18 protein-coding genes and 1 riboswitch are annotated in these 23,971 nt (G+C 62.5%); of the genes, 4 read left to right on the top strand and 14 right to left on the bottom strand.

Annotation, left to right across the window (positions count from 1 at the left end; genetic code table 11):
- Positions 1–79: 79 nt before the first annotated feature.
- The 10 genes from ACY69P_RS02125 to ACY69P_RS02080 form a co-directional block, all read right to left on the bottom strand.
- Positions 80–427: a hypothetical protein gene (locus ACY69P_RS02125; protein ID WP_462326416.1), complete on the bottom strand. Its 348-nt coding sequence runs from the start codon at positions 425–427 to the stop codon at positions 80–82.
- A gap of 60 nt (positions 428–487) precedes the next feature.
- Positions 488–1,090 carry a phosphate-starvation-inducible PsiE family protein gene (locus ACY69P_RS02120; RefSeq protein ID WP_462326415.1) on the bottom strand — a complete coding sequence of 201 codons (603 nt, stop codon included), beginning with the start codon at positions 1,088–1,090 and terminating at the stop codon, positions 488–490.
- 298 nt (positions 1,091–1,388) lie between these two features.
- Positions 1,389–2,684 carry a (Fe-S)-binding protein gene (locus ACY69P_RS02115; RefSeq protein ID WP_462326414.1) on the bottom strand — a complete coding sequence of 432 codons (1,296 nt, stop codon included), beginning with the start codon at positions 2,682–2,684 and terminating at the stop codon, positions 1,389–1,391.
- A 59-nt stretch (positions 2,685–2,743) separates the two neighbouring features.
- Positions 2,744–3,712 carry a universal stress protein gene (locus tag ACY69P_RS02110; RefSeq protein ID WP_462326413.1) on the bottom strand — a complete coding sequence of 323 codons (969 nt, stop codon included), beginning with the start codon at positions 3,710–3,712 and terminating at the stop codon, positions 2,744–2,746.
- A 15-nt stretch (positions 3,713–3,727) separates the two neighbouring features.
- Complete coding sequence (locus tag ACY69P_RS02105) at positions 3,728–4,645, bottom strand: CoB--CoM heterodisulfide reductase iron-sulfur subunit B family protein (RefSeq protein WP_459899769.1); 918 nt, start codon at positions 4,643–4,645, stop codon at positions 3,728–3,730.
- The gene (locus ACY69P_RS02100; protein WP_459899767.1) at positions 4,642–5,205 is read right to left on the bottom strand and encodes a 4Fe-4S dicluster domain-containing protein; all 564 of its coding nucleotides are present in this window, start codon (positions 5,203–5,205) and stop codon (positions 4,642–4,644) included. Before ACY69P_RS02100 ends, ACY69P_RS02105 begins: the two co-directional genes overlap by 4 nt.
- The gene (locus ACY69P_RS02095; RefSeq protein WP_462326412.1) at positions 5,202–8,678 is read right to left on the bottom strand and encodes a 4Fe-4S binding protein; all 3,477 of its coding nucleotides are present in this window, start codon (positions 8,676–8,678) and stop codon (positions 5,202–5,204) included. The genes ACY69P_RS02100 and ACY69P_RS02095 overlap by 4 nt, the downstream gene beginning before the upstream one ends.
- Positions 8,679–8,711: 33 nt before the next feature.
- Positions 8,712–9,854, bottom strand: a complete 1,143-nt coding sequence (locus ACY69P_RS02090; RefSeq protein ID WP_462326411.1) for a Coenzyme F420 hydrogenase/dehydrogenase, beta subunit C-terminal domain — start codon at positions 9,852–9,854, stop codon at positions 8,712–8,714.
- 10 nt (positions 9,855–9,864) lie between these two features.
- Positions 9,865–10,287 carry a hydrogenase iron-sulfur subunit gene (locus ACY69P_RS02085; protein WP_404844859.1) on the bottom strand — a complete coding sequence of 141 codons (423 nt, stop codon included), beginning with the start codon at positions 10,285–10,287 and terminating at the stop codon, positions 9,865–9,867.
- Positions 10,288–10,380: 93 nt separating this feature from the next.
- Positions 10,381–12,411 (bottom strand): FAD-dependent oxidoreductase, encoded by a 2,031-nt coding sequence (locus ACY69P_RS02080; RefSeq protein WP_462326410.1) that lies wholly within the window; start codon positions 12,409–12,411, stop codon positions 10,381–10,383.
- A gap of 435 nt (positions 12,412–12,846) precedes the next feature.
- On the opposite strand from ACY69P_RS02080, the gene ACY69P_RS02075 reads away from it, so the two are divergent.
- Both ACY69P_RS02075 and ACY69P_RS02070 read left to right on the top strand, forming a co-directional pair.
- Complete coding sequence (locus ACY69P_RS02075) at positions 12,847–14,799, top strand: hybrid sensor histidine kinase/response regulator (RefSeq protein ID WP_462326409.1); 1,953 nt, start codon at positions 12,847–12,849, stop codon at positions 14,797–14,799.
- A 96-nt stretch (positions 14,800–14,895) separates the two neighbouring features.
- A complete protein-coding gene (locus ACY69P_RS02070; RefSeq protein ID WP_462326408.1) occupies positions 14,896–16,350 on the top strand; it encodes a sigma-54-dependent transcriptional regulator in 1,455 nt (484 codons plus the stop codon).
- 77 nt (positions 16,351–16,427) lie between these two features.
- On the opposite strand, the gene ACY69P_RS02065 is transcribed toward ACY69P_RS02070, so the two are convergent.
- The 3 genes from ACY69P_RS02065 to ACY69P_RS02055 form a co-directional block, all read right to left on the bottom strand.
- Positions 16,428–17,675 (bottom strand): YibE/F family protein, encoded by a 1,248-nt coding sequence (locus ACY69P_RS02065; RefSeq protein WP_462326407.1) that lies wholly within the window; start codon positions 17,673–17,675, stop codon positions 16,428–16,430.
- 78 nt (positions 17,676–17,753) lie between these two features.
- Complete coding sequence (locus ACY69P_RS02060) at positions 17,754–19,253, bottom strand: alkaline phosphatase (RefSeq protein ID WP_462326406.1); 1,500 nt, start codon at positions 19,251–19,253, stop codon at positions 17,754–17,756.
- 145 nt (positions 19,254–19,398) lie between these two features.
- Entirely contained in the window at positions 19,399–19,812 is a 414-nt protein-coding gene (locus ACY69P_RS02055; protein ID WP_462326405.1) for a hypothetical protein, read from the bottom strand.
- Between the two features lie 26 nt (positions 19,813–19,838).
- On the opposite strand from ACY69P_RS02055, the gene putP reads away from it, so the two are divergent.
- A complete protein-coding gene (putP, locus tag ACY69P_RS02050; protein ID WP_459899754.1) occupies positions 19,839–21,317 on the top strand; it encodes a sodium/proline symporter PutP in 1,479 nt (492 codons plus the stop codon).
- Between the two features lie 818 nt (positions 21,318–22,135).
- Complete coding sequence (gene greA, locus ACY69P_RS02045) at positions 22,136–22,615, top strand: transcription elongation factor GreA (RefSeq protein ID WP_404844852.1); 480 nt, start codon at positions 22,136–22,138, stop codon at positions 22,613–22,615.
- A gap of 380 nt (positions 22,616–22,995) precedes the next feature.
- On the opposite strand, the gene ribB is transcribed toward greA, so the two are convergent.
- Positions 22,996–23,643 (bottom strand): 3,4-dihydroxy-2-butanone-4-phosphate synthase, encoded by a 648-nt coding sequence (gene ribB / locus ACY69P_RS02040; RefSeq protein WP_459899752.1) that lies wholly within the window; start codon positions 23,641–23,643, stop codon positions 22,996–22,998.
- Positions 23,644–23,764: 121 nt separating this feature from the next.
- Positions 23,765–23,915: riboswitch (FMN riboswitch) on the bottom strand.
- Between the last annotated feature and the right edge of the window lie 56 nt (positions 23,916–23,971).

Genomic DNA, 23,971 nt, shown 5'->3' with positions numbered 1-23,971 from the left:
TTTTTCGCGCGCAAAACGGGGCGCTTCGGACCATATGCCGAAGCGCCCCGCTCTCCGCCGCTGTGCCGGGCCGCAGCGTTTACTTCAACTTGCCGCTACAAAACTCGCGGCGAAATTCCTGCATGCTCATGGCCTTTTTGCCGCTTGCTCCGTCCTCGCACCCGCGCTTGCACATGGCGACAGACAGCGCCGCTGAAAAGCCGGAAAGGCCGTCCTCGCCCATCAGGCGCGGACCAAGGGCCTGCACCAGATAATCGCACCCGCTCTGTTCCACCTGCCGTCCGCCGTCATAGCACGCTTTATAGATGGCGTAGACGTCCTCGCACGTCGCGTCCTCGGCGTGCACGCGGGGCGCACTCCAGCACAGGACCGCAACCAGTCCCCACGCGATGACCGCCACAAGAACCACCCGTTCACTTCTGCCCACAACTCCATCCCCCTTTGGCTCCACGCGCCGCAAAGGCGCGCTTCGCCGAGTACGCATCGCCTACGCTTCGCCCTTTTCCGGCGGCGTGGGCGCGCTGGCGTGCTCTTTGGCCTTCTCCGCGCCGTCATGTCCTTCGTTTTTTTCACCGTTGCGCGGGAAAAGCGGGCACACAGCCGCGCTCTCCTCCGTGTTGGACATGGACGACATCAGCAGGCACTTGCTGCGGTGGCAAATGAGCCAATAGCCAACACTCAGGGCCAGTATAACCCCGGCAAGGGAAAACACCTCAAGAAACGTGTTCACGGAAAAATCCAGCACAATAACCTTTCGGGCCGCAGCCATCAGCGCCGTAGACAGCACCAGCTTCAGGTGAATCATTTCCGATTCCAAATACACGATGATGTTGGCGAAGATTTCAATGGCGATAAGCACGGCCATAAACGCGCCAAACGTGGCAAGAATGTCGTTGATGTTGAGTAGGAGCATGGGCGGGGTGGTCATGCGCTCATACAGCACCCAGATGACGTCCAGCATCCCCCAAAAGATAACCGCCGTCATAAGCACGGCCAGCGCCTTGACGCAGCCGCGGATAACCGTCCACAGGCGGTGAATCATGGCCGATTCCGAAGCGCTGTGCTCTGCGTCATCGTTATGGAAATACATAGTGCCTCCGCAGGTATGCCGTGTGCCGGATGATTGCCAAGCCGCCGCCAAAGAGCTTTACCGCATTGTGCACTTCTTTTCCCTTTTTCGCCAAGCAAAGTCAAATGGATGCACGCGGATGCCATTCAGCGCCAAAGCAGGACAACCGCGCCACACGGCCAGATAAATGAGCCTTTCCAAGCATCCGTAGCGCTACATGTCGCCGCAGCGTCCAGCCAGCCCCCAGCACTGCCCGCACAAGAAAAGGGCCGAAGCGCCCCCACGCTCCGGCCCACCGTCCATGCATCATCCGCACCCGCTACAGCCCGACTTCGGCTAAATCCTCCCCAAGGTAGGAGCGTTCGTTCTCGCCCAGCACGCCCATGGACAGGCAGATGAGCGTCCACAGATGCACCACCGGGAAGTGCCCTTCGTAGAACTCGGACAGATCATGAATCTGCGAGTGGCAGTTGTGGCACGGGGCAATGCAATACTTCGCCCCGGTGGCGGTTATCTGATCGAACTTGCGCTTGCCATAAGCGCGCCGCGCCTCGGTAAAGCCCGACTGGAGGAAGCCGCCGCCTCCGCCACAGCAGTAGTTGTTGGTTCTGTTCGGGACCATGTCGATGAAGTTTCTCTCCCCGACCACGCTTTTCACGACAAAGCGCAGGTCCTCAGCGACGGGGTCGCCGAAGGACTTCCGGATGAGCTGACAGGGGTCCTGCAATGTGAAGGTGATGCCGAGGTCATCGTTCCATGCAGAGCTCACGGGCAGCCGTCCTTCGCGTATCCAGCGCGCGTAGCACCGGATGATGCTTTCAATCTCAAACTTTGGCGTAATGCCGAATTTTTGCAGTCCGGCCCGGACCGCGTACATTTCGTGGCCTCACTCGGTGTTGAGCCAATACTGGCATCCAAGCTCCTCCACTGCTTTGACTTTGTTGCGCACGACAGCTTCCCACGCCGCGTCATCGGCGAGGAACATGCAGTAATTTTCCGCGGCCCAGCCCACGTCGCCGTAGGTCCAGTCCGCCCCCACAATGTTCAGAATCTTCCACAGGGGCACCATCTCGTCCGGCTCGGTCATGGGCTCACGCGAGTTTTGATTCATGAAGTACTTCGCGCCCTTTTTGTTCATGGGGACGATGATGTCCTTGCAGGCCTCCTGCATTTCGCGCACCTCTTCGGCCACGTCTTCGATGACGAAGCGGAAGTCCTCCGAGGATGCGCCCATGGCGCTGTTGGTGGTGGTGCCCTGCGCCACGTCGCACGAGCCGCGTATGCCCTTGGGGCGTTCCTCACGCGGCCAGCTTGCCCGCGCCTCGTACACAAGGCGCGGGATGTCGATTTTCATGGGGCAGGCATAGACGCACCGCTGGCACATGGTGCACATCCATACCCACGGCGTGGTGGTCACTTCCTCATCCATGCCGTAGGCGCACATGCGCAGGAACTTGCGGGGGTCCATATCCTCCAGCCCCGTGGCGGGACACCCGGCGGAACACAGCCCGCACGTCAGACACAAATCAAGGTTGCCGCCGTCCGGCAGCATGGCCTTCACCTTGTCCTTGAAGGTCCCGGTCCGTTCGGGAGAAAGGATGACGGTCTCTGCCATAATGGCCTCCCGTATTGGGACCGGCGCCGGAGCATGGGCCGCAGCGCCGGTCCGTGCTGTCACAAGCCTTCGCCCACGCTTTCGCCTTCAGTCTTCTTGCTGTCCACAACCTGTCCGGACTGGTCGTACATCATGCCGCAGCGCAGGTCGAAGTGGCGGTTGATGCTCATGGTCGGGCAGGAGGCGTTGAGCGCCACCTGAGCCACCGTGGAGCCAAGGAAGGCCTTCTCAGGGTCCTGCTCCTTGGAGTGGTGCGCCATGAGGATAAGGTCCGCCTTCTTCAGGCGCGCCAGCTTCAGAATCTCCATGGCGGGCTTGCCTTCCCAGCACATGAACTCAAAGTGTTGCACACCTGCGAGGCGTTCCGTGAATTCCTTGTCCATGCGTTCCAGCGCCTCGGCGGTCTTGCGCTCGATGACGGTCTGTGCGGGCATGTGTGCATCCGTTGAGGTGTCCACGTCCAAAACGTGCAGAATGGTGAGGCTGGCCTTGTAGTTGCGCGCCAGTTGGGCGCCGTAGTGCACCGCGCATTCGGCCTGCTCGGAAAAGTCCGTCGCGACCACGATGTTGCCGAAGGAGTTCTCGCCATAGGGGGTGCTGCGCGTGACGATCATCACCGGGCACCGGGCCTTCTGGCTAACCTTTTCCAAAGTGCTGCCCGCCATGCCCCACATCTTGGAGCGCGTTTCCGCGTAGTCCTTGGTATGCGGACCCATGACGATGAGATCGGCATTATGCTTGCGCGCGGAGCGCAGAATCTCCGCATGCGGCATACCCGGAGTCACCAGAACCTGACATTCGGGCACGCTCTTCAGCTTTTCCGCGTAGTACTCTTCAATGCTGCCCTTGATGCGGTCTGCCTCGCCGGACGGCACCAGATGCTCCACCGATCCCCAGCCCTGGGCCATGCCGCAGACGTGCAGCATGTAGAGCTTCGCGTCGAAGCGCTGGGCAAAGCCGATAGCTGCATCGGCGGCGCACTCGCAAATCTCCGAAGGCGTTACCGCCAAAATGATGTCCTTGAACATGACCTCCTCCTTTGTTTAGGTGTTTCCCGGCTCCACGGCGTCCTCGGCCCCTGCCGCAGGCGTCTGCGCGCGCTCCGCGTAGGAGCCTTTGGGTGCCATGTTTCTGCCGAGAAGCATCTCCTCCTCCGAAAAGCCCATGCCAAGCCCCAAAAGCTGGGTCAGGTACACCACGGGGCGTCCCTGCCGGGCGTGGCCGCCGCGTATGGCCTGCGCTTGGTAGGCCTCCAGATTCATTTGACACATGGGGCACACAGTCACGATGACGTCCGCTCCGTGTGCGGCGTCCAAGATGCGCCCCACGGAGACCAGCGCCGCATCCTGCCGCGTGGCCATCAGCGACGCGCCGCAGCACCGCGCACCCATGTCCCACTGCAAAACTTCAGCCCCCAGCGCCGCAAGGATAGGCTCCATGCTCCGGGGCCGTTCCGGGTTATCAAAGTCCGCATGCGGCCGCACAATCTGGCATCCGTAGTAGGGAGCAACCACCACCCCGCCAAGGGGCTTTGTGATGCTCTCGCGCAGCCGCTGCACACCTATGTCGTTCACCAGCACATCCAGAATATGCCGCACGCGCCCGCCCGCTGGTGCAAGGTTCAACCCCTCGGTCCCCAGCAGGTCATTCACGCCGGAGAGGGTCGCCCTGTCGGGCATAACGTCCTTCTCCACCCGCAGGTGGTTCAGGTAGCAGGCGCTGCACGGCACCAGAATGTCGGCCTCCGGCATCTGCCGCTGGGCAAGGGCGATGTTGCGCGCCGGGAGGGCATGCGTCAGCGTGGTGCTGACAGACTCCACAGCGCTTGCGCCGCAGCAAGTCCAGCCGTCTATTTCCCTGACATCGGCCCCAAGGCGCTCCATCACCAAACGGGTGGAGACATCAAACTCCTTGGCGCTCTCGGTCAGGGAGCATCCGGGATAGTAGGCGTATGTGGTCATGGCAGTCCCTCCCTTTCCCGCGCCGCGTCAAACAGCGCGCTCAGGTCACAGTCCACATGCTGTCCACCTATTGGGTGAACCTTGCCCTTGCCGAGCATCCGCAGACCAAGGGGGGCAAAGCGCATGGCAAGGCCGGGATTCCTTGCCGCCAGCAGATACCGCGCCATAAGGTCGGCCTCGCGGACGCGGCCATGCCGCCGGATATTGTCCACAAACGTGCGGTAGAACGCGGTATGCGCCGCCGCCCCCGGCGCCCCGCGAAGCTGGGCAAGGCGCTTGAGCGCGGCCATGGCGCTAGTCAGCGGCAGACCACGCGGGCAGCGAAGCGTACAGCTGTAGCAGGAGGAACACAGGTAGAAGGTGTTGCTCTCCAGCACCTCATCCTCCAGCCCGCACAGAATCATCCGCCACATGCGCCGCGGGGTCAGGTCCATGGCATGGCTGTTCGGACAGCTGGCGCTACAGGTTCCGCACTGCATACAGGCCCGCAACTCCTCGCGGATGTCCTTGAGCAGGCTTTCGGCCCGCGCCGTGTTCTGGGCTGTTTCGGCTCGCATCATCCACCGTCCTTTGTTTCGGCCACGAGGGGCCGCGTCAGCGCCGCGTCAATGACCTTCATCATCTGGGCGTCCCTGAATCCGCGCATGACGCTGGCGCTATTGGGGCACACCGCCGTACACGACCCGCACCCCTGACACAAAAGCTCGTCCACCTTGATGCGGTTTTCCGTCAGGTCCAAGCGCCGCGCGCCGTAGGGGCAGAAGTCGATGCACAGGCCACAGCGGGAACAAAGGCTGTCGCGCACCTCGGCCACCACGTTGCCGCAGGTGAGGCGCTTCACGCTCAGGATGCGCACCGCGCGCTGGGCCGCGGCCTTGGCGGAGGCCACCGTTTCGGCCATGGACCCCGGTCCCCGCGCCAGCCCGCAGACAAAGACGCCCTGCTTCAGGAAATCCACGGGCCGCCACTTGGACTCCGCCTCGCGGAAGAAACCATTCTCGTCAGTCTGCACGCCAAACACCTCGGCGATGTCCGCGTTCTCTCCCGGCTCTATGCCCGTGGCCAGCGCCACGAGGTCCGGGCGTATTTCAATGTCGCGCCGCAGGACGGGGTCGTAGCCGCGTACCACCACGTCGTCGCCTTCGGCCTTCACCTGCGGGGGGCTGTCCACGTCGTAGCGGATGAAGATGGCTCCCTGCCTGCGGGCCTCGGTGTAGAAGTCCTCGGCAAAGCCGTAGGTCATGATGTCGCGGTAGAAGACGTAAACCTGCACGTCCGGGTTCTTGCGCTTGATGTGCAACAGGTTCTTGAGCGCGCTCTGACAGCACACCCGGCTGCAGTAGTTGCGGTGCCCATCGCGCGAGCGCCAGCACTGCACCATCACCACGCTGCGCAGGCCGCCGGTATCCAGCGTGCCGGATGCGAGCGCGTCCTCCAGCTCAAGCTGGCTCAGGATGCGCTTGTCCACACGGTAGCTGTAGTCCCATATGCGCCCTTCGCGCCCGCCGGTGGCGATGATGGAGACGCCGTGCTCAAGGGGCAACGCCCCGTCCGGGGTGGAGATAACGCTCATAAAGCGTCCGGCCCGGCCCATGGACAGCACGGCCCGCGACTCGGTCCGCACGGTGATGTAGGGATGCTTCTCCACCTGTTCCACAAGCTCCGTCAGGTACTTTTGCGGGTCTTCGCCCTGCAGGGTGGTGCGCAGGTGACGGGCCAGCCCGCCAAGCTCTTCGCCCTCCTCCACCAGACAGACGTTGTAGCCGTGGTCCGCAACACTCATAGCCGCCGTCATGCCCGCCAAACCGCCACCAAGGACCAACGCCTCGCGCGCCACGGTCTGCGGCGGAGGCAAGGGCGAGGGATCCGCGTCCTGCAACCGCACTGCGGCCATATTCAGGGCGGCAAAGACCTTCTCCTGCGTGGTGACGCCGTTGGCCTCAGCGTCATGGGCCAGCAGCGGCGTATAGATGTCCGCCACGTCCATAAGGGCGGGCTTGAGGCCTATGGACGCCCCAAGCTCTCGCAGGCGCGGCACATAGGCGTAGGGCATACACGCGCCAATGAGCAGGCGGTTGGGCTTCACCTCGTTGGTCAGTGCCACGATGCGCTCCCAGCCATCGCCGGTACAGGCGCGCTCCACATGCTCCACCCGCACCACATTGGGCATGGCGGACAGGCGGCGCGTCAGGTCGTCCATATCCACACGCTGCTCAAGGATGGGGCAGGCGGAACAAAGGGCCAGCAAGGTTCGCGGCGTCTCACGCGAGACATCGCGGTATTCCGGTTCGGGGTCGGGCTGCTGCTCCTTGAGGGGAGCATAGATGTTGATAAGGCGCGAGGCTTCGGCCGCCGCCGCGCCGGCGGTGACGATGGTCTCGGCAATGTCGCGCGGCGCGCCGAAGGAGCCAGCCGCGTACACGCCAAGCCTGCTGGTGCGGGACGGATCAAAGTACTGGGTCTGGCACCAGCCGTGGTCGTTCAGGTCCACACCGGCGGCGTCCGCAAGCTCTCGCGTGCCCTTGGGGGCGCGTGCGCCAACGGCCAGCACCAGCATGTCGAACACCTCACGCACCAACGTGCCGTCCGCACCAAGGTACTCCACCACCAACCCTTCGGCGGGGTCATGCAGGTTCACGGGCGTCACGGAATGGATGCGCGCAGGGATGAACCGCACCCCGGCGTCGTGCTCGGCGCTGTGGCGGTACATCTCGTAATCCTTCCCAAAGGTACGCATATCCATGTAAAAGATGGCGGTTTCCGTCTCCGGCCCAAGACGCCTGCGCGCCAGCAGGGCTTCCTTGATGGAAATCATGCAGCAGATGCTGGAGCAGTAGGACGCGCGCTTTTGCACATCGCGCGAGCCAACACACTGGAGCCACGCTATGCGCTTGGCAGGCCGCTGCGTCCCCGGCACGAACAAACGTCCGCCCGTAGGACCGGTGGAGCTGGCAAGGCGCTCAAATTCCAGGGACGTCACAACGCCGGGCACACTGCCGTAGCCCAGCACATCCGCCCCGCCAAAGGGGTCCGTTGCCGGGTCGTAGCAGTCAAAGCCCGCGGCCAGCACCACAGCCGCCGCCTCCACCGTAAAGGGCTGGTCCGTGACATGGCGCATATAGAGCTTATCCAGCCACGGGACAAAGTCGGCCTTTTCCAGCGGCGTCGGCACAAAAGCTCGGGCGCCGTCCTGCACAAGGGCCTCGGCGCGTTCGCGCTCCTCCTCACCGCCCATGAGCAGGAAGAGCATCTCCGGGTGCAGTTCAATACCGCGCGACACCACGCGCTCCACGCTCTCGCCCGGTAGCGCCATGCCATAGAGCACCATACGCGGCGCGGCCTGCTCACTCACGCGGGCCAGCACTTCTTCACCGGTGCGGGCACGCTCCACGGGGAAGTTCAGGCTCTTCAGCCACTCCTCAAGCTCGGCATAGACCGCGTCGTCCGCCTCGGCGATAAGCACGCCAAAGCTCTCGCGCTCCTTGAACTTGAAGTCGATAGCGCCTGTGGGGCAGGCCTCGAAGCACTGCCAACACCTGCGGCAATGGTCGAGGTCCACGGTATAGTGGTTCGGGATAGCAAGCGGCATGGGCAGATACACCGCCGACCGTTCGCTCAGCCCGGCATTAAAGTCATCACTCACGGTAACGGGGCACACGGCGGAGCATTCACCACAGCCAATGCACCGCGACGGGTCCACAAAGCCGGAGCGCTTGGACAGCGTCACCTGAAACGTGCCGGGGTCGCCTTCCACCGCCACAAGGTCCGTGGACAGGTGGATGTCGATATTCTTGTGGAACAGTCCCTTGCGCAGGCAAAACTGGCTGGACGAATCCCTCTCGGTCAGGGGAAGCATCTTGCACATGCCGCAGTGGTCGCTAGGGAACTGATAATCAAGCTGCATCAGCAGGCCGCCGATGGTGGGACGCCGGTCCACCAGCGCCACCTTTTGGCCTGTCTCGGCAAGGTCCAGCGCGGCGCGTATCCCGCCGATACCGGCACCGATGACAACCGCTCCGTATCTCTTTTTCATGGCGTCCTCGCTTGCTGTGCGTCCGTGATGGGCCTAGTCCGTCCCGCCCGTCATGGCGGAGAATTCCTTCTCCTGAAAGACGGCCAGCGGTGGCGGCTCGTTAGGATCGCGCCCTGCCTCGTAGTCAAAGGCGGCCTGCGTCTTCTGCGCGGCGGAGCGGAACAGCTCCATAACCGGAATGTCGTTGGGGCAGGCATTGGAGCACTGACCACAGCCCACACAGGCGGTGCTCATATGCGCCAGCCGCGTCAGGTGGAAGAACACCGTATCCGTCGGCATCTTGAGGGCGCCCTTCTGCCGGGCCCAGTCCATGTACTGCCACGGGTCATGGTCGAACACGTCGGTGACAAAGACGCACTCGCGGCAGTAGCACACCGGGCAGGCCACGCGGCAGTTGTAGCACCCCACACAGCCGGACAAATACTGCGCCAGCCCGGCGATGCTGCTCACCTGCCCGCGGGTTTCCTCAAACATGGCGTCGCGGAAGGCCTCCGCCCGGTCCACAACGGCCCGCAGCGCCTCGTCGCGCCCGGAGGCGGCTTCGCTGTCCGGCACCTCCAGCCGGCTCAGCAGGCCTTCGCCGCGCGGGGTCTTGGCCATAAGGGGAAGCCAACTTTCACGGTCCACACCAAAGCCACCGATGATGATATCCGCGCCCTCGGGCGAAGGATGCTCACAGGCCATGCAGGCCTTGGCGAGCTTCGGCTCGCCCTCCCACTGCGTCTTCAGCGCCGTGGCCGCAAAGTCGCGGCTGGCGGCTACGGGGTCCCTGTCGCCCACAAAGCGCGTGTACTCGGCATTGGCAAAGGCCCCCGCACAGTCCGCACCGATAATCAGCAGGTTTTCGACACTGCCTTGGTTCAGCTTCACCAGCTCCACAAAGGCGCGTATTTCGCACGGGCGCAGGACCGCAGCCACCGTGCCGTCGGTTTCGCCCCGGCTCAGGCGCGCCACAAGGCGCGCGGCGTTCAGGGGGAACGACGGGGCAAAGGGGTCTGCCGTCGCCAGTTCCGCCGTATCCGTGACAAGGGAGGGCATCACCGGGCCGCCGCCGGGCATATGCCGGGGCACAAACACCGCCGCCACCTCGCCCTGCGCAAGGAGCATGGACAAAAAGTCCTGCACGGTCCCCAAGGGGTCCTTGTCCTTCACTGTGAGTTGTGCCGTGGTTGCCATGACGGGTCTCCTAGATGGCCTGAATGTCCCGGACCTCGCTTGGGCCCAGTTCCCGAATTTCGGCCACCAGATTGTTGACCGTTTCGGCGAATTCGTTGCCTTCGCTCGCCCCCACCCATGTGAGCTTCACGCGGCGCTCGTCTATGCCGTACTGCGCCAGCAGCTCCTGAATCAGCTTCACACGGCGGCGGGCCTTGTAATTGCCGTTGATGTAGTGGCAGTCCCCGGGGTGACAGCCGGAGACCAGCACCGCGTCCGCCCCGCCAAGAAGCGCCTTGAGGATATACTTGGGGTCCACCATGCCTGTGCACATCATGCGCACCAGGCGTACGTTGGGGGACTGAACCATCCGCGACGTCCCGGCAAGGTCCGCGGCGGTATAGGTGCACCAGTTGCAGACGAATGCCACGATGGTGGGTTCAAAGTCGCTCATGCCTTTCCTCCCGGATTCTCTGCTGCCGGAGGCGTCCGGCGTTTCGTCCCCAATGTGCCTGCGCCGGGACCAGCCCGGGCGCCGGCGCGCCATTTACGCCTTGGCCTGCGCCGCGTCTTCGGCGTCATCCTGCAATTGCGCTCCCTTGGGTGCGAGGCGCCGCGCCAGCAGGCCTTCCAATTCCGCGAATATCTGCCGCTCCGTAAAGTGCTTGATCTGCGCCGCGCCGCTTGGGCAGTGGGCGGCGCAACTGCCGCAGCCCTTGCACATGGCTTCGTTCACCACGCTCACCCCGCGCCGCTCGTCAAACTCAATGGCGGAGTACGCGCACAGGCCGATGCAGGTCTTGCAGCCAATGCACACATCCGGGTTGATGTTCGATGTGGTGGGCGAAATGGAGACCTCGCCCTTGGCCGCCAGCGACAGCGCCTGCGCCGCCGCGCCAGAGGCGTGGGACACCGCATCCGGGATGTCCTTGGGCCCCTGACAGGTGCCGCCGATGAACACGCCATCCGTTGCTGTGGACACCGGCCCAAGCTTGGGGTGCTCCTCAAGGAAGAACCCGTCCTGCCCCTGCGGAATGCCAAAGATGCGCGCCACGTCCGGGGCGTCCTTTCTGGCCTCCATGGCCGTACACAGGATGACCATATCCACCGGCACACGCATCACGCGGCCAAGGAGCGTATCCTCGCTCACCACTATGAGCTTGCCCTCTTCCTCGGGCGTCAGGGCGTGGCGGGTAACCTCTGCCGGGCGTCCACGCAGGAAGGTAACGCCTTCCTCCTGCACGCGGCGGTAGAACTCCTCGTAGCCCTTTCCGAAACAGCGCATGTCGATGTAAAAGTTGAAGATGTCCACATCATGCCCGACCTTGTCGCGGATGAGGTGGTCGTACTTGAGGGCGTACATGCAGCACACCCGGGAGCAGTACTCGTGGTGGTTCACATCGCGGCTGCCCACGCAGTGGATGACGGCAACGCTCTTTGGCGGCGTACCGTCCTTGAGCTGAATCTTGCCCCCGGTGGGACCGACGGCGTTATTCAGCCGCTCAAATTGCAGGGCCGTCAGCACGTTGTCGTAGCGGCCAAAGCCGTACTGTTCGAGGCTGGTGGGGTCCAGGGCGTCAAAGCCCGTGGCAAGGATGATGCTGCCGACCTGGAAGGTCTCCGTGGTCTCCTGCTGGGTGAAGTCGATAGCGCCGGAGGGGCAATTCTTCTGGCACGCGCCGCACTTGCCCTTCTTGAAGTAAATGCAGTTGTCCGCGTCGATTACAGGCGTATTGGGCACGCTCTGGGGCGAGTTACGATGGATGGCCTTACGCACGCCCATGCCCTCGTCAAACTCACTCAGGACCTTGCGCGGGCACTTCTCAAGGCACAGACCGCAGCCGGTACACAGGTCCATATTCACGTAACGGGGCATACGGCGCACGGTGACGGTATAATTGCCGATGAAGCCGGATACCTCGGCCACTTCGCTGTAGGTCATCAGGTCAATATTCGGCTCCTGCGCCACGGCCACCATCTTGGGGGTGGAGATGCACGCCGCGCAGTCCAGCGTGGGGAAGGTTTTATCCACCTGGGCCATATGCCCGCCAATGGAGGGTGAACGCTCCACCAGATGCACCCTGTGCCCGGACTTCGCCACATCCAGCGCGGCCTGAATGCCCGCAATACCGCCGCCCACCACGAGTACGTCCGGATGCACGGCCTCCTGCCGCGAATAGAGCTGGGCATGCCAATTCACGCGGCTGACCGCCGCAGCAACCAGCTTCTTGGCCTTGTCCGTGGCTTCGGCCGGGTCTTCCGTCACCCACGAGCAATGCTCGCGGATGCACGTCATCTGAAAGAGGTAAGGATTCAGCCCGGCGCGGGCGAGGGCATTCTGGAAGGTCTTCTCGTGCAGGCGGGGCGAACAGGAGGCCACAACAACGCGGTTCACGCCCATCTGGCGGATGTCGTTGATGATAAGGTCCTGCCCGGGGTCGGAGCACATAAACTTGTAATCACGCGCCACCACCACGTTCTTGAGTCCGGCGGCGAACTCCGCAACGCCGGTGGAATCTACCTTTCCGGCGATGTTGGTTCCGCAATGGCAGACATAGACGCCTATGCGACTGCTCATGGTCGTTCCTCCTTATCCTGTGCCGCTTGCGCGCATCCCAGGGAAGGGGTGGCTTACTACCACTCACAGACCACGAATCGTGCCGCATTGCAGAAGGGGCGCTATTTCAAGCAGTTACCCGCGCACCTCCCGGCCCGCGGCGCGTCTTCCGGCTCCAAAACAGGGAGAAAATGTCTTGCCCCGCAAGATTTTGTCCCACACGGCAAGACAGGAACCGCCCGGCGCACAGCTGACGCCGAAAAGACCTGCGCCCACGAGGCATTACGGGCCGCAGCCACATGCGAAATACAGGCGCAGGACGGCGTCTTGCACAACAAGATTTGTCACCACCGGGCGCAAGCCCCTGCCGCACCGGGACTTTTGCGGATTTGACAACACCTGCCTTTTAGGAGCAGACAATGAAGGAAGGTCCATCAGCACACCGAGGAGGACGGTATGTGCGCAAAGGTCTCGCCGCCCAAGACAGCACAAGGCGAATGGCCCTGTCTTGGTCCCGGCTCGCAGCGGCAGGAAGCCTGCCAAATGGTGCAGCAGCTTCTGGCCGCCACCTCGGACGCCGCCGTCCTGCTTGATGAGCGCGGTACCGTCCTCATGAGCAATGAGCGGCTGGCGCACATGGTGGGAACCAGCCGCAGCAAGCTCAAGGGCCGCAACTTCTTTTCCCTGATGAACAAGGACGCCGGGCGCTTTCGCAAGGCCATCCTCCACCAGAGCCTGCGCCTTGGCGAGCCAGTGGAGTATGACGACATCTGCCGCCCGGGCCGCGTCTACAACGCCCGCATCATCCCCTTTTCCGACGGCGCCGGCGCCTTCCGGCAGGCCGTGGTCTTCTTTACGGACATCACCCAGCGCCAAAAGGCGGAAAAGGAACGCATCCGCCTTGCCACCGCCATCGAGCAGGCCGCGGAAGCCATGATCATCATGGATAGCGACCTGACCATCGAATACGTCAACCAAGCCTTTGAAGCCATGACCGGCTACCCCGCGCACCACATGCGGGGGCAGAAGGTGGACGTGCTCTACGAGGGCACGCGCCAAAAGCGCCAACTCCGGGCCATCCTGCGTACGGTACAGCAAGGGGAAACATGGACCGGCCTGTGCTGGAACACCGCCCGCGACGGGCGCACCTTCCAAACGGAAAAGATGATTTCCCCCATCAGGGGACAGCGCGGCGTGGTGCTGGGGTACGTCAGCGTCTGGCGCGACATGACGCAAATTTCCGAACTGGAGCGCCAACTGCGCGAGTCGCAAAAAATGGAAGCCATCGGCACGCTGGCAGGCGGCATCGCCCACGACTTCAATAACATCCTCAGTCCCATCATCCTGCATGCGGAGCTTGGGCTGGAGGCGTTGCCAGACAGCCACCCCGCCCACCACGCCTTTACGCAAATTCTCTCCGCATCGCGGCGCGCCGCCGGGCTGGTGGAGCACATTCTGAATCTGAGCCGCCGCAAGATAGGCAAGACCATGCCCTTTTCCCTGACCTCGTTGGCCAAGGAATGCTTCAAACTCCTGCGTCCGCTCATCCCTTCCTCCATTGAAGTAATCCTTGACCACAGCGGGGAGCGCGACATCGTCCTCGCGGACCCGGCGCAGGTACATCAGGTTATCGTCAACCTATGCACCAACGCGGTGCAGGCCATGCCCTCCGGCGGCACCCTGCGGGTGGAGGTCAGCGCGGTCACCGTCTCGCAGGATGCGCCAAACGGCTTCCACGCCCTCACCCCCGGCTGCTACGCCCTTCTGCGCGTGCGCGACACCGGAGAAGGCATGACGCCCACCGTGCTGGAACGCATCTACGAGCCGTTCTACACCACCAAAAAAGCCAAAGGCTCCGGCCTTGGGCTCACCGTTGTGCACAACATCATCGCGGAGCTTGGCGGCATGGTCCGGGCCGAAAGTACGCCGGGGCGCGGGACCGTCTTCCACGTTGCCATCCCCCTGCATGACGACCAAGCTGGCCGCAACGTCATCGACGCCACCACGGCCAAGCCCCAACCCGGACGTGGCCGCGTGCTGGTGGTGGACGACGAAAAAAGCGTCCGCGACAGCGCCCGCGCCGCGCTCTCGCGCCTTGGCTACCATGTAACCACCAGCCGCAGCGCCGCCGAGGCTATTGCGCGGCTCGAACAGCGCCCGGATGCCGTGGACCTTGCCCTTATCGACGTCACCATGCCCGGCATGTCCGGCATTGAGATGACGCGCCGCCTGCGCGTTCTCTGCCCGGACCTGCCCATTGTGCTGTGCTCCGGCTACAACGACACGCTCACCCCCGGCAAAGTGCGCCGCCTTGGGGCCAAGGGCTTTTTGGGCAAACCCTTTAGCCTGAGCGACCTCGCCCACGCCGTGGCCGAGGCGCTGGGCAAACGCCGCGCCCCCCGGCGGTAGAGTACAAAAAGCCCGGCGCGCCTCACGGAGCCACTTTGCGCCGGGCCGGCTCACACCCGTTGTCCCTGCCGCAGCAGGGCCACACAGGGAGGATACATGGCCGCAATACTCATCGTTGACGACGACCACCTCTTCCGCGACGCCATGTGCCGCGTCATCGAAAACATCGGCCACACCCCCGTGGAGGCCGCCACCCTCAAAGAAGGGCTGGAGCAGGCCGCCAGTGGGGACTATCTGCTGGTGCTCCTTGACGTATGGCTTCCCGACGGCAACGGGCTGGCCTCGCTACAGGACTTCCGCGCCTGCCCGTGCGAGCCGGAGGTCATCATCCTCACCGGCGCAGGGGACCCGGACGGGGCGGAAATGGCCATCCGCAGCGGCGCGTGGGATTACATTGCCAAGCCCGCCAGCATCAGCGACATCAAACTGCCCGTACTCCGGGCCATCGACTACCGCCAGAAGGCCCTTGAGCACGAAGCCCCGGTTCTGCACCGCAGCCGCATCATCGGCTCCAGCCCCGCCATCCGCGCCTGCCTCGACGTTGTGGCGCAGGCGGCGGCCAATGACTCGGAAGTGCTCATCACCGGCGACACCGGCACCGGCAAGGAGCTTTTCGCCCGCGCCATCCATGAAAACAGCGCCCGGGCCGAAGGCCCCTTTGTGGTGGTGGACTGCGCCGCCCTGCCGGAGAAGTTGGTGGAAAGCACCCTCTTCGGGCACGAAAAGGGCGCCTTTACCGGCGCGGACCGCAAGGCCGACGGACTGGTCAAGCAGGCCAACCACGGCACGTTGTTCCTTGACGAGGTGGGTGAGCTTCCCCTCTCCGCCCAGCGCGCGTTTCTGCGCGTTTTGCAGGAGCACCGCTTCCGGCCCGTTGGCAGCAGGCACGAGGAATCCAGCGACTTCCGCCTTATCGCCGCGACCAACCGCGACCTCGACGCCCTTGTGGACCACTGGGACTTCCGGCGCGACCTGCTCTTTCGCCTTAAAACTATTCTCATCACCCTGCCCCCGCTCACGGACCGGCGCGAGGACATTGAGGAGCTGGTGCGCCACTCCATCAGCCGCTACGGCTGGCGCGTAGGCAGCGGCACCAAGCGCTTTTCGCCGGAGTATCTTGAAGCCCTCAAAAGCTACGACTGGCCGGGCAACGTCCGGGAACTCCTCAGCGCGGTGTCCTGTTCCATCTCCGCCGCCAAAGGCTCGGGCACTCTCTTTCCCCGGCACCTGCCAACGGCCATCCGCGTGCACAGGGCGCGGGCGCGGCTCAAGGACTCGCCCCACACACAAGAGCGCGAGATGGACCCACTGGCCGCAGACGACTTCCCCAGCTTTCGCGATTACCGTGCCCAGCGCATGGCCGATGCGGAACAGCACTACCTGCGCGAGCTTATGGCCCTGTGCGGCGGCAGTGTGCCGCAGGCCTGCGATGTGTCCGGCCTCTCCCGCGCCCGCCTCTACGCCCTGCTCAAAACCCACGACATCCCGCGCGGAAGCAGCGCCGCAAAAAAGCCCCCGCCGGAGCAGGGGCCGTCATCAGCTGGCACATAGCGGCGGGGATGTGATGCGACTATGAAGATGATGGATATGCAGAAGGGCGCGACACGCACTCAGGCGCGGGCCACAGCTTATGGCGCAGTATCGGCAACAGCACGTGCCCCCGCCTCTGGCACAGCTTTGGGCGCAGCTTTGGACGCAGGACGGGGCGAAATCCCCCCGCCGTACGCTGCGGCGGACGAAGCAGGCCCCGGCACATGGCGCACCAACAATACAGCGCCAATGCACGCCGTAAACGGGGCCACCGTCACCAGCCCAAAGGACCCCACCAACGTCTTGAGCACCTCCGCCGCCACATAAATAAGGTTAAAGGTATTGGCGAGGGGCACGCCCTGCGCCATAAAGGCCATGAGCAGCGTGATATAACTGCCGGAATACGCCAGCAGCAGTGTGGTGGTCATGGTGCCGACCACAGCGCGCCCAACACGCAGGCCGGACCGCAGCGCCTCGGCGCGGGTGATGTCCGGGCGCTTTCGTACCACTTCATCCATGGAAGCCGCCACATCCATGGCAAGATCCATCACCGCGCCCGACGCGGCGAGAAACACCGCCGCCACGTAAATCTCCACAAGGTTCAGGTGCCCAAAGCCCGAGTAGAGCAAGGTCTCCGCAAAGGGGAGCACCGCGCCGTGCAGATGCAGACGCTGCGTGAAGTACACCGCCAGCACACAGCTCGTCAGTACGCCAAGAAACGCACCAAGGAACGCCGTCACGCCCCGCCGCGATACCCCAGCCACAAGAAAGATAATCCCCCCGCACAGCAAAGCCGTAACGCCAAGGCTGACAAGGAGCGGGTCGTACCCATCCAAAAACAGCGGAACCAGCACCTTCCACACCATCAGCGCCGTAAAGCCAAAGGAAAGCAGCGCCTTAGCGCCGGTCCACCCGCCATAGGCAACGAGCAGTACCGCAAACAGCCCCAGCAACACCCCTTCCAGCCCAAGGCGGTAATGCGCCTGCGGGTTCACACTGGCGATGCCGCCATCCGGGTCGAGAGTGAGCACCACAAGGACGCTGTCGCCGGGGCGGAAGAGCTTGTCCCGGTCCAGCATTCCCAGCAGTTGGTTCACCCCGCGCACCTCGCGCCCGGCGTACGCGCCGTCCTCAAGGCGCAGGGTCACGTCCTGCTCGCCCTTGCGGATCATTCCAATAGTCATCACCTGACTGTCATCCACAGACAGCACCGTCCCCCGGCAGCGGACGGCGTCCTGCGCTACACGGTCCTCATAGCCTGTGGGCAGCAGCCACAGCCCAACGGTCAACACGGCAAAGACGGCAACCAGCAGCATGTTGCGCCGCATTTCGGTCTTAATCTGCATTACGCCCTCTCTCATGGCAAAGCGGCGCGGCCAAAGGAGCCGCGCCGCACACGTTCATGGTGCCCGAACACGGCGCGCCTAGCGCTCGGCAATGTGCACGCGGGCAGGAACGCCCATAATGGCCATCACCTTCTTGGCTACGTCGGTATTGTCATACATGCCGTTGAAGGTCTCGGCGCCAACGCCCATGGCGGAGGTGGAGACAGGCACACCGGTGTGCTTGTACGAGGTCCAGCCAAGGCCCGCCTTTTGGTTCAGGATGTGGGTGATGGTCACGCTCATGGGGTCGTATTCGCCATAGAGCAGGTACTCCTCTTCGCCGGATTTCTCCGACGAGCCGGAGACGCTGCGGCGGAAGGCATCCGCCAGCATCTTGCGCTCAAAGGGGGCGAGGACGAGGCGGTCCTTCGCCGGGTCGCCCGCAAAGCGCAGGCCGAAATGCTTGGTGATAAGGGGTTTTACCGCGTCGAAGCTGGCCGCCTTGCCTGCGGATTTCTTGAACTGCGCCATGACGTCCTGATCGAACTGCACATACGAGATGTTCTGCTTGCTGAGCACGTCAAAGAAGGACTGGTACTTGGTTCCGGCAAAGCCAAGGGTCAGGCCGCCGCACTCGTGGTCGCCGGTAACGAGAATAAGGGTTTCATTCGGGTGCTTCTTGGCGAAGTCCACGGCCAACTGCACGGATTTGTCGAACTCAAGATTGTTGGTCAGGGCGGAGGTGGCGTCGTTGGCATGGCAGGCCCAGTCAATCTTGCCACCTTCCACCATCATGAAGAAGCCCTTGGGGTTCTCCAGCAGTTCAATGCCCTTGGCCGTAAAGTCCGACAGCGTGATGTCCTGCGGGCGGGAGTCGATAACGTACGGCAGTGCGCCGCTGTCCTGCAGCCACTCGTTCCACGCCAGCACCTTGCCGGAGCGCGGGGTCAACTGCATGAACTCGTCCTTGTCCGTGACGATGCGGTAGCCGTTTGCTTTGGCCTTGGCGATGGCGTCGCCCAGCGGCTTGTCGGACTTCTTGCCCTTGGGGTCCTTCAGTCCGCCGCCGCCAAAGTAGTCAAAGCCGCTTTCGGCCAGCGCGTGGTCAATCTCGTGGTACATCTTGCGGGTTTTCACATGGGCGTAGAAGGCGGCGGGGGTGGCGTGGTCGATGGACACGCTGGAGACAATGCCAACCTTCATGCCCTTTTCCTTGGCGAGTTCGGCAACGGTCTTCAGCGGGCGAAACTGCGGGTCTACGCCTATATAATTGATATTGGTCTTGGTGCCGGAGGCCAGCGCCGTGGCCGAGGCGGCGGACCCGGTGATGAAGCGGTCGTTGGCGCGGGTGGTGGTCAGCCCCTGCGCGGGAAAGGTATCCATCACCAGCGTTTTCCCGGAGTACGCCGACGCGGCGGCGCGCTGGGGAATGCCCATGCCATCACCGATGAAAAAGAACACGTACTTGGCGGGCGCGCCGCTGTAGAGGCCGCCACCTGCGGCATGGGCCGCGGTGAGCACCGGGGCAAGACACAGAAGTGCAGCCGCCACCGCGCCTAAAAGCGCCGTGCGGGCCAAGCGGGACGAAATGCGGTTCATGGGAATCCTCCTGGGGCTTTCTGTTAAGTGAAACCGCTGGGAGAATACGACCACAACCCGTTGGCATCATGACGACTTTGTGTCGAATGGCAGACGGCTTGGTGATGCACTCCGCCCGCGGAGCGCCCCAGCAGTCCTCTGGCCGTCACCCTGCGACGCGCATCGGTTTTCGCGCCAGGAAGAAAAGCGCCGAAAAAAATTCGCCAAAGATTTTCAAGATTTTTTCTAACTCCCCACCCCAAAACCAGCCCCGAGCCTTTGGCAAAGCCGCATGTTCACCGAACGATATACGCCAAAACAAGCGAAACGGTGAACATTGTTCTGGATGACATATTGTCAGAGACGAAAGTTCGGAATTTTGCGACTTTTCACTTTTCTCTTGAGTGAGATTGGAAAAAATCTTTTTTTCGTATATGTTATGCGCACTTCCCCACCCGGAAGAGCAGGCAATGCATTCCTGGCAGCCTGCACGGGCCGTTGCATGCAACACCGACGCAACGGTGCCCCTGTCCCGCATCAACGCGCGGCTTTTTCCCGCGCCTATGACGATATCTTTCAATCCCTACTCGCAGGAACGGAGCTTTTATGATTCAGACCGAGACGCTGATCACGTTCTTCATCTACCTTGTGTTTTTGCTGTCCGTTGGATGGTTCTACTACAAGAAAACGACCAACATTGAGGGCTACATCCTTGGTGAACGCGGTCTTGGCAGCTGGGTGACGGCGCTTTCCGCTCAGGCCAGTGACATGAGCGGCTGGCTGCTCATGGGTCTGCCGGGCGCTGTGTACCTTGGCGGCATGGTCAACGCATGGATTGCCGTGGGACTGTTCATCGGCACTGTACTCAACTGGACGTGCGTGTCCGCGCGTCTTCGTTCCTACACGCAGATGACGGACACCCTGACGCTCTCCTCCTTCTTTGAGCGCCGCTTTGACGACCCGACCAGCCTCCTGCGCGTTGGCTCCTCGGTCATCATTCTCATCTTTTTCACCATCTACTCGTCCTCCGCGCTGGTGGCGGCGGGCAAGCTGTTCGAGTCCGTGTTTCAGGTGGACTACAAGGTCGCCGTATTTACCGGCACCGCCGTCATCATGGCCTACACCTTCCTCGGCGGCTTTCTTGCCGTGTGCTGGACGGACTTTTTCCAGGGCTCTTTGATGTTCCTCGCCATTTTGGTTGTCCCCATGCTGGGCACCGCGAGCAACGGCGGCATCTCCGCCATTGAGGCCGACATGGCCGCCAAGAGCATCTCCACCAGTCTCTTCCATGACGGCAGCGGGCAAACACTGTCCATAGTAGCGGTCATCTCCACCATGGCGTGGGGGCTTGGCTACTTTGGGCAGCCGCATATTCTTGCGCGCTTTATGGGCATCACCTCCGTGAAGGAAATCCCCAAGGCGACGGTTATCGCCGTCACATGGGTGTTTATCTCCCTCGCCGGCGCAGTGATTATCGGCATGGTGGCGATTCCCATGTTCGACGGCCTCACCGGTGGCGATCAGGAAAAAGTGTTCATCTACATGATTGCCAAGCTGTTTAACCCTTGGGTTGGCGGCATCCTGCTGGCGGCTATCCTGTCCGCCATCATGTCCACCATCGACTCCCAGCTCCTGGTGTCCTCCTCCGCACTGACCGAGGACATCTACAAGAAGATTCTGCGCCGCGAGGCCTCGGAGAAGGAACTCATCCTTGTGGGCCGCCTGTGTGTGCTCATCATCTCCGTCATCGCCCTGAGCATGGCGCTGAGCCCGAACAAGACCATCCTCGACCTTGTGGCCTACGCTTGGGGCGGATTTGGCGCGGCCTTCGGCCCCGTGGTCCTCTTTGCCCTCTACAGCCGCAAGACCACGTGGCAGTCCGCCCTTGCCGGCATGATCGTTGGTACGCTGGTTCTGGTGTTCTGGAAGCACGCAGGCCTTGGCGAAACCATGTACGAGATTGTCCCCGGCTTTGCGGCCAACCTGTTGACCATTACGCTCATCAACGCCTTCTCGCCGCAGCAGGATGAGGTCATCCTCACCCGCTTCGACGAAATGCGCCGAAACGTCAAAAACGGGTATTAGCTCCACCCGGACGTCTCGTGACCGAAAGGGCCGCTGGATGCATCCAGCGGCCCTTTCCTTTTTCATGGCAGCCCTCCTGCGCGGCACAGCCTCCGCCATTTTCGGCCATCCCGCACCCAGCCCGGCGCCGTAAAAGGCATGCGCCCCCTGCGCGCTGCATTGCCCCGGCATCCCCGACACAGGCACCCCGCCCAGCACACAGACTGGTCAACCAACCAAGAGTCGCAATAATTTCAAGCATCTGCGCCCGCCGCCTTTTGTTGACCTTTTTGGGCGAAAATCTCCCAGACTTCAATTGACCTTCCACGCAATTTCGGCCACACTCCCTCTTGGTGCACAGCGTCTGTGCATAGCCAGACACCATGGACCGCACCCTGAGCCAAGCGCTATGGGGCAACATGTCCCCGATATAGAAAAACTTTTTTCAGTGCTTGAAAAGGTAGCGGACCATGGTGAATTCTGTTATCTGTTTTGACAGCCCTCCATCATTCCCCATCGCCATATGTGAGTCTTTGCACGCAGCACGCGCGCAAGGGCTTTTTTGACGTTTCGAGGGGAGAGGAGGAGGCCGGAAACCCCGTGATGCAATAGCATGAAGCTCACCGTGTGTTTCCCCATGGCCAGCACTGAGCGCGCACCGACGTTGGCGGCAGCGCCCAGCGCAAGGTACTTTCTGTCCGGCATGGGAAGGGGCCAACACTTTCCTTCACAGCTGTCGCCACCCTGTAGAGCCGACACAGGCGACGGCCCGCCCTATCATGACGAGGCAGTATCAACTGTTGGCAAATATTGATGTTGAGAGAAGCCAAGGATTAACAATGAACACCATTCCGATTTCTGTAGAAGGTTTGGCGCGAGTCAAAAAGGAACTTGAGGAGCTCAAGAAGGAGCGCCCCGAAGTCATTGATGCCATTGCAAAAGCGCGAGAAGAAGGCGACCTGCGAGAGAATGCAGGCTACGACGCCGCCCGCGAACGGCAGGGCATGCTTGAAGCCCGCATCAACTACATCGAGTCGCGCATTCCGCGGTTCAATGTCATCGACCTGCGGACCCTTAATGGCGAAAAGGTCACCTTCGGCGCCACCGTGGAGATCGAAGACCTCGACACCGGCGAGACCAAGACCTACACCCTGCTCGGCCCCGACGAAACGGACACCAAGGTCGGCAAGATTTCCGTCCTGTCCCCCGTCGCCAAGGCCATGCTCGGCAAGGAAGAAGGCGACGAATTCGTTGTGGAAGCCCCGCGCGGACGCATTGAATACGAAATCGTCTCCGTCTCGTTCCCGGGGGATGAGTAGACCTGCGGCTTTGAGAGGCATCGCACTATTTCAGAGCCATCTGATGTATGTTCAGCCCGGGTCGCAAGGCCCGGGCTTTTTCGTATTTCGCGCCCCTACCGCACAAAACGTGAGCGCCCGCCCAAGTTACACTTGGACGGGCGCTTTCACTATGCCTTGGCGATGGCCCGGGGCGCATCGCTTGGAAACGGATTCTTTGGCGAGCAGGTGCTCGTGTGGTCAACTGCTGGGGCAGCACATGGCAAACGTACCGGGCAAAGCGCGCCGCGTGGGTACTTGTGGGGATGTCCGCTCCGGGGCCGAAACCCCGGCATCCTTAGCCCTCCACACAGTGCAGGACCGGACCGGTGGCCCGGCGGCGTTATGCCGTGCCCGCCAGCTTAGCTGGCCTTTTTCTGCTCTTTGGCCCGGTAGGCCACAATGTCGTCAACAGTCAGGACAGGGTAGCCGCATGTGCCGCCGAATTCCAAAATCTCCGGCAAGCGGGCCATAGTCCCGTCGGGGTTGGTGACCTCGCACAGCACGCCGCAGGGCTTCAGGCCCGCAAGGCGCATCAGGTCCACTGTGGCTTCGGTATGTCCGCCGCGCTCCAGCACGCCGCCGGGACGGGCGCGAAGCGGAAAGACATGGCCGGGGCTGTGAATGGACGCGGGGCTCGCGTCTTCTGCGATGGCGGCCTTGATGGTCGTCACGCGGTCCGCGGCAGAAACGCCGGTAGTCACGCCTTCTGCGGCCTCGATGGAGACGGTAAACGCCGTCTGATAGGCGCTTTTGTTGTGCTCCACCATCATGGGCAGGCCAAGCTGCTTCACCTTGTCGTCGGTGAGGCACAGGCAGACAATGCCGCTGCACTCGCGGATAAGCACGGCCATCTGGTCCGCCGTCAAATGCTCGGCGGAAAAGATGAGGTCGCCCTCGTTCTCTCGGTCCTCGTTGTCGGTCACAAGGACACCCTGCCCATTACGCAGGGCTTCAAGTGCAGTTTCAACTCGCTCGATTGCTGTACCACAAAGGGTCTTCTGATTCATGGCAATGCTCCTCAAAACCATTTTCGATTACCAGAATCAGGGCGATAAGACAGACAGCTGTACGCATGACGAACAGCCACTGGACCTCGCGGGGGAGGTGGCAGGGGCGGATGCTAGGCTGTCTTACCCTCTTCCTTCCGGACTGTAACCGTCGGCTCTGGAGTCTCACCAGATCTGCTAGACCTTTTCCCGTCTGGAAAAGCGCTCGCGGGCTTCCCGTAGCAACTCGGGTTACCGCCGGTGGGGAATTTCACCCCGCCCTGAGAATAAGATGGGTCTTTGATGCTCCCAAAGAGCCCCGCTTGTCAATGAGTTTCTTGGATTTTTC

The organism is Desulfobaculum sp. (assembly GCF_054921475.1).
This window is presented reverse-complemented; position numbering and strand designations above follow the sequence as displayed.